This is a genomic window from Klebsiella sp. 28, assembly GCF_018223905.1.
Lineage (GTDB): Bacteria > Pseudomonadota > Gammaproteobacteria > Enterobacterales > Enterobacteriaceae > Klebsiella > Klebsiella pneumoniae.
Map to the genome: position 1 here is coordinate 1 of NZ_JAGRQY010000182.1, position 6,866 is coordinate 6,866.

Here is a 6,866-nt window from a genome sequence, read left to right on the forward strand (position 1 = left end):
ATGTATTTCATGAGCTTACGGATAATTTCAATAAAAACCACACACTAAAAAGGCATATAGTTCCGGTGAGATATGATCTATATCAATTTCCCTTCTATAATGCTTTGTTAGTATCTCACCGCCAACTTATATAAAGAGAGAGTTAGTGTGAAAGCTGACAACCCTTTTGATCTTTTGCTCCCTGCCGCGATGGCGAAAGTCGCCGAAGAAGCAGGTGTCTATAAAGCAACGAAGCATCCGATGAAGACGTTTTATCTGGCGATCACCGCTGGCGTTTTCATCTCCATCGCTTTCGTATTCTATATCACCGCGACCACCGGCACTGCCGCGATGCCTTATGGGATTGCCAAACTTATCGGTGGGATCTGTTTTTCTCTGGGTCTGATTCTGTGCGTTATCTGCGGCGCTGACCTCTTTACCTCTACGGTACTGATCGTGGTGGCCAAAGCCAGCGGTCGAATTACCTGGGGGCAACTGGCAAAAAACTGGCTCAACGTCTATTTTGGTAACCTGGTGGGCGCGCTGCTGTTTGTGCTGCTGATGTGGTTATCAGGCGAATATATGACTGCCAACGGCGGCTGGGGGCTAAACGTTCTGCAGACCGCCGACCACAAAATGCACCATACTTTTGTGGAGGCCGTGAGCCTGGGTATCCTCGCTAACCTGATGGTTTGTCTCGCCGTATGGATGAGCTATTCCGGTCGTAGCCTGATGGATAAAGCGATGATCATGGTCCTGCCGGTAGCGATGTTCGTTGCCAGCGGCTTTGAGCACAGCATCGCCAACATGTTTATGATCCCGATGGGTATCGTAATCCGCAACTTTGCAAGCCCGGAATTCTGGACCGCCATCGGTTCGACTCCGGAAAGTTTCTCTCACTTGACCGTTATGAACTTCATCACTGATAACCTGATTCCGGTAACTATCGGGAACATTATCGGCGGGGGTCTGCTGGTCGGGTTGACATACTGGGTCATTTACCTGCGTGGCAACGACCATCACTAAGGGTTGTTTCAGGCAGTAAATAAAAAATCCACTTAAGAAGGTAGGTGTTACATGTCCGAGCTTAATGAAAAGTTAGCCACAGCCTGGGAAGGTTTTGCGAAAGGTGACTGGCAGAATGAAGTCAACGTCCGTGACTTTATTCAGAAAAACTACACCCCATATGAAGGCGACGAATCCTTCCTGGCTGGCGCGACTGAAGCGACCACCAAGCTGTGGGACACCGTAATGGAAGGTGTAAAACAGGAAAACCGCACTCACGCGCCTGTTGATTTTGACACTGCCCTGGCTTCCACCATCACCTCTCACGACGCGGGCTATATCGAGAAAGGTCTGGAAAAAATCGTTGGTCTGCAGACCGAAGCGCCGCTGAAACGTGCGATCATCCCGTTCGGTGGTATCAAAATGGTTGAAGGTTCCTGCAAAGCGTATAATCGCGAGCTGGACCCGATGCTGAAAAAAATCTTCACAGAGTACCGTAAAACTCACAACCAGGGCGTTTTCGACGTCTATACCCCGGACATCCTGCGCTGCCGTAAATCCGGCGTGCTGACGGGTCTGCCGGATGCTTACGGTCGTGGTCGTATCATCGGTGACTACCGTCGCGTTGCGCTGTACGGTATCGACTTCCTGATGAAAGACAAATTCGCCCAGTTCAACTCTCTGCAAGCGAAACTGGAAAGCGGCGAAGACCTGGAAGCGACCATCCGTCTGCGTGAAGAAATCGCTGAACAACACCGCGCACTGGGCCAGATCAAAGAGATGGCCGCTAAATATGGCTATGACATCTCCGGTCCGGCGACCACCGCTCAGGAAGCGATTCAGTGGACCTACTTCGGTTACCTGGCTGCCGTGAAATCTCAGAACGGCGCGGCAATGTCCTTCGGTCGTACCTCCAGCTTCCTGGATATCTACATCGAGCGTGACCTGCAGGCGGGTAAAATCACCGAGCAAGACGCGCAGGAAATGGTTGACCACCTGGTCATGAAACTGCGTATGGTTCGCTTCCTGCGTACCCCGGAATATGATGAACTGTTCTCCGGCGACCCGATTTGGGCAACGGAATCCATCGGCGGTATGGGCGTTGACGGCCGTACTCTGGTGACCAAAAACAGCTTCCGCTTCCTGAACACCCTGTACACCATGGGGCCGTCTCCGGAGCCGAACATTACTATCCTGTGGTCTGAAAAACTGCCGCTGAGCTTCAAGAAATTCGCCGCTAAAGTGTCCATCGATACCTCTTCTCTGCAGTATGAGAACGATGACCTGATGCGTCCGGACTTCAACAACGACGACTACGCTATCGCATGCTGCGTAAGCCCGATGGTTGTTGGTAAGCAAATGCAGTTCTTCGGCGCTCGCGCTAACCTCGCGAAAACCATGCTGTACGCTATCAACGGCGGCGTGGATGAAAAACTGAAAATGCAGGTTGGTCCGAAATCTGAACCGATCAAAGGCGACGTCCTGAACTTCGACGAAGTAATGGATCGCATGGATCACTTCATGGACTGGCTGGCTAAACAGTACGTCACCGCGCTGAACATCATCCACTACATGCACGACAAGTACAGCTACGAAGCCTCTCTGATGGCGCTGCACGACCGTGACGTTATCCGCACCATGGCGTGTGGTATCGCTGGTCTGTCCGTTGCTGCTGACTCCCTGTCTGCTATCAAATATGCGAAAGTTAAACCGATTCGTGACGAAGACGGTCTGGCTATCGACTTCGAAATCGAAGGCGAATACCCGCAGTTTGGTAACAACGACCCTCGCGTCGATGACATGGCCGTTGACCTGGTTGAACGTTTCATGAAGAAAATTCAGAAACTGCACACCTACCGCAACGCTATCCCGACTCAGTCTGTTCTGACCATCACCTCTAACGTGGTGTACGGTAAGAAAACCGGTAATACCCCAGACGGTCGTCGCGCTGGCGCGCCGTTCGGTCCAGGTGCTAACCCGATGCACGGCCGTGACCAGAAAGGCGCAGTAGCCTCTCTGACCTCCGTCGCTAAACTGCCGTTTGCTTACGCGAAAGATGGTATCTCTTATACCTTCTCTATCGTGCCGAACGCGCTGGGTAAAGACGACGAAGTTCGTAAGACCAACCTGGCGGGCCTGATGGATGGTTACTTCCATCACGAAGCGTCCATCGAAGGTGGTCAGCACCTGAACGTGAACGTCATGAACCGCGAAATGCTGCTCGACGCGATGGAAAACCCGGAAAAATATCCGCAGCTGACCATCCGTGTATCTGGCTACGCCGTACGTTTTAACTCCCTGACCAAAGAACAGCAGCAGGATGTTATTACCCGTACCTTCACTCAGACCATGTAATTCCCTGTCTGACTGAAAAGGCGTACAATAAAGGCCCCACATCAGTGGGGCCTTTTTAACAAGCATTCCCCGCCCCAGCCTGCTTTGCCAGTTATCTATACTTTGGGTACCTGTCAAAACAGACTCGACGCAGCCGCTGAGCTGCGCACCAACACGGCCCCGGATGGGCCACATCTGGAGAAAACACCGCAATGTCAGTTATTGGTCGCATTCACTCCTTTGAATCCTGTGGTACCGTTGATGGCCCGGGCATCCGCTTTATTACTTTTTTCCAGGGCTGCCTGATGCGCTGCCTGTACTGCCATAACCGTGACACCTGGGATACCCACGGCGGCAAAGAAATCACCGTTGAAGAATTAATGAAAGAGGTGGTGACCTATCGTCACTTTATGAATGCTTCCGGCGGCGGCGTCACCGCCTCGGGCGGTGAGGCGATCCTGCAGGCGGAGTTTGTTCGCGACTGGTTCCGCGCGTGTAAGAAAGAAGGCATCCACACCTGCCTGGATACCAACGGCTTCGTACGTCGCTACGATCCGGTTATCGACGAGCTGCTGGAGGTAACAGACCTGGTGATGCTGGATCTCAAGCAGATGAACGATGAGATTCACCAGAATCTGGTGGGCGTTTCTAACCATCGTACGCTGGAATTCGCCCAGTATCTGGCGAAGAAGAATATCAATGTCTGGATCCGCTACGTGGTGGTTCCCGGCTGGTCAGACGATGATGATTCCGCGCACCGCCTGGGCGAATTTACCCGCGATATGGGCAATGTCGAAAAAATCGAGCTGCTGCCCTACCATGAGCTGGGTAAACACAAATGGGTAGCGATGGGCGAAGAGTACAAGCTGGACGGCGTCCATCCGCCGAAGAAAGAGACCATGGAGCGGGTAAAAGGCATCCTTGAGCAGTATGGTCACAAAGTAATGTACTAATCCCGCCCGGGCCGGTGATGCGCTTATGCCGGCCTGCAACGGCGTGGGAAGCTGTGTCCGCCCCGCCGTTTCATTCTCATGAAAAACGACTTGTCCTCTCTGCGGCAGAAAGCCTATGCGATTGCAGCAGATGACGCGCAGCATGCGCTGCGCGTTGCAGGGTCAGGCGTGCGCCACCGGCGTCGGATGATGCCCGGCTTTGCGCAGCAGGGTCAGCAGATAGATAAACGACACGCTGGCGATCATGATAAACAGCAGGTTGTCTGAGAAGTTCTGCATCAGCATCGCCGTCAGGGTCGGGCCCAGCAGGCTGCCGATGGTATAGCTCATCAGCAGCGCCTGATTCATCGCCACCAGTTGATGGTGCTCGACTTTTTCACAGGCCCAGGCCATCGCCACCGGATACAGCGTGAAACCAGATGCCCCAAGCACAAACAGCGCCGGGGCCATTGCCGCCTGACTAAGCATCGCCAGACATCCCAGAATGACCACAAAGACCTGTACCCGCAGCACCAGCAGGCGACCGTAGCGGTCTGCCAGGCGCCCTACCGGCCACTGGCCGAGGATCCCCGCACTCACCATCACCGCCATCCAGAAGCCGATGCCGGAGTCGCTGACGCCCTGATGGTTCAGCCACAGCGGCATCAGGCCATACAGCGAGCCGAGGACAATCCCCGAAATAATACAGCCATTGACCCCGTGGCGCGCCTGGCGCAGCTTCAGCATCGGCCAGATACGTACCGTTTCATGCGGCTCTTCTGCCTGCCCCATAATGCGGGTAAACAGCAACGGCAGGATCGCCGCCAGCGCCAGGCCGGTCACCCACGGCAGGACGCTCATTAAATCGGTGGGTAATTTACTGACCATCAGCTGGCCCAGTACGGTACCGACGTAATAGACCATCATGTAGGCCGCCAGCAGACGACCACGGTTGCGGGAAGTGCCGCTGCAAACCAGCGCGCTTTCCACCACCACCCAGATCATCGCGCAACCTACGCCGGCGATAAAACGCCAGCTCAGCCATGTCCAGAAGCCAACGGTGATCCCCAGCCCTACGCAGCCGACGGCGAAAATTAACGATGCGAGATAATAGCTACGGTTAAACCCCAGGCGCTTGATCACCCAGCCGGCCAGCAACGTACCGGCCAGGTTGCCGGTAAAATAGGATGACCCCACCATGCCGACCTGCCAGGTTGGCATGTTTTCATGGGCGAGCCAGAGCGGGACGAGCGTATTCAGCACCGCTATCGCCAGGGTCAATAAAAGCAGGCCACAGAGCAGCATTTGCACTGGCCGGGTGTAGATGGTCATGGGTAAAAACCGTGAGGAATGTTCAGATCGCGAGCGCATCATGCCACTGCTAAAAACATTGTCAATCCACCTGAAATCAGGCGTGACGCGGTTTTGTCGGCTACGATAGAAGTTTTTTATCCAGAGGATGGAAAAAGGTGAGACAACAGATAATACGCTATTGTTTTTGCTGGTTTATTAATAAATGCCGAAGTTAATTTCAGTTGAAAAATTTCATCTATCGACAGCACGTTTTCATCATGCCGGTGGTTAGGCACCGGCATGATGGAGGTGGTTAACTGGCGACAGCCATCCCAACGGTCATATGCAGGCCATAGAATATGCCGCGGCCGATCATCTCTCCCGCCAGTATCAGAACAAAGGCCAGGCCGAGCAGCGAGACCGCCGGTTTGCGGCCGCGAATCTGCGGCACGCACCAGCAGGCCAGGGCCAGCGCCAGCAGCACCACGCGCCAGGCCATAAGCAACCCGTAATCCGGCACCAGGGCGGAGGCCTGCTGAACTGAGCTGCGGATGGTGGCAAGTTCACTTCCCTGCATCACGACCACCATAATACTGACCAGCAGCGCCAGCAAACTAACCACCGGCAGCAGGCGCAGCGCCCAACCATCGACGCCTGCGACGCGCAGCAGCAGGTAGCCCAGCAGTGGACCGCCGATAAACAGCGTCAGGAAGAAGCTCAGCGGCGTCCAAACGGTGTACCAGGTCGGCACCGTGTCGATGGTGTTGTATACCCGCACCATCATCCACACGAAAATCACGCCCAGCACCATGGTCACCACCAGCCACAGGCTCCGCAGGCCGGCAGGCAGCTTTTTGCACATGGCCAGCAGCCAGCCAATTCCGCCGACGGCGAAGAAGATCGCCCCGCTGGCTATTTCATTACTCAGCGACGAGGCTCCCACGCGATTCAGCGAATTAAAGGCCCGCAGCGGCGAGCCAAGGTGCATCGTCGAGGCAATAAACCCGATCCCCATCAATACCCACAGTCCGAACATGCTGCCCACCACGCGCTGCTCCTGCTCACGGGAAAGCTTGCCTGTCATCAGCGCCAGCGCCAGAACAATAAAGCCGCCTACGACGCACTGGCCGAAGACCGTAAAGACCATCAGCGGCCATTCATGCCATCCGTTTCCCATCTCACACCTCCTTCGGGTTCGCCAGGTAACCGGTGGTATCGCCACACGGCCGGGCATTGGCGTTAGGTTTGATAACGATACTCGGCCGGGTAAAGTGCGCCGACGGCAGCGGCGCTACCGCGGCCAGCTGGCCGTGCTTAGCGCGC

At 54.9% G+C, this 6,866-nt stretch carries 5 protein-coding genes and 1 pseudogene; 3 read left to right on the top strand and 3 right to left on the bottom strand.

Features of this window, described 5'->3' with window-relative positions; translation table 11 throughout:
• Positions 1-147: 147 nt before the first annotated feature.
• The 3 genes from focA (at position 148) to pflA (ending at position 4,271) form a co-directional block, all read left to right on the top strand.
• Positions 148-1,005: a formate transporter FocA gene (gene focA / locus KHQ28_RS24735; protein ID WP_002898150.1), complete on the top strand. Its 858-nt coding sequence runs from the start codon at positions 148-150 to the stop codon at positions 1,003-1,005.
• Positions 1,006-1,056: 51 nt separating this feature from the next.
• Positions 1,057-3,339, top strand: a complete 2,283-nt coding sequence (gene pflB, locus KHQ28_RS24740; RefSeq protein ID WP_002898148.1) for a formate C-acetyltransferase — start codon at positions 1,057-1,059, stop codon at positions 3,337-3,339.
• Between the two features lie 191 nt (positions 3,340-3,530).
• On the top strand, positions 3,531-4,271 hold the full coding sequence (pflA, locus tag KHQ28_RS24745; protein ID WP_002898145.1) for a pyruvate formate lyase 1-activating protein: 741 nt from the start codon (positions 3,531-3,533) through the stop codon (positions 4,269-4,271).
• Between the two features lie 162 nt (positions 4,272-4,433).
• Here pflA and KHQ28_RS24750 read toward each other — a convergent pair whose 3' ends face one another.
• The 3 genes and pseudogenes from KHQ28_RS24750 to KHQ28_RS24760 all read right to left on the bottom strand — a co-directional run.
• On the bottom strand, positions 4,434-5,582 hold the full coding sequence (locus KHQ28_RS24750) for an MFS transporter (protein ID WP_004179169.1): 1,149 nt from the start codon (positions 5,580-5,582) through the stop codon (positions 4,434-4,436).
• Between the two features lie 274 nt (positions 5,583-5,856).
• Positions 5,857-6,720: a dimethyl sulfoxide reductase anchor subunit family protein gene (locus tag KHQ28_RS24755; RefSeq protein WP_032419140.1), complete on the bottom strand. Its 864-nt coding sequence runs from the start codon at positions 6,718-6,720 to the stop codon at positions 5,857-5,859.
• 1 nt (position 6,721) lies between these two features.
• Positions 6,722-6,866: pseudogene (locus tag KHQ28_RS24760) on the bottom strand (dimethyl sulfoxide reductase subunit B); the annotation flags it as partial.

Excerpts from the sequence above, each read along its gene's own strand:
- KHQ28_RS24755 (WP_032419140.1), bottom strand. The coding sequence starts at position 6,720 with ATGGGAAACGGATGGCATGAATGGCCGCTGATGGTCTTTACGGTCTTC.
- pflA (WP_002898145.1), top strand. The coding sequence starts at position 3,531 with ATGTCAGTTATTGGTCGCATTCACTCCTTTGAATCCTGTGGTACCGTT.
- pflB (WP_002898148.1), top strand. The coding sequence starts at position 1,057 with ATGTCCGAGCTTAATGAAAAGTTAGCCACAGCCTGGGAAGGTTTTGCG.
- KHQ28_RS24750 (WP_004179169.1), bottom strand. The coding sequence starts at position 5,582 with ATGACCATCTACACCCGGCCAGTGCAAATGCTGCTCTGTGGCCTGCTT.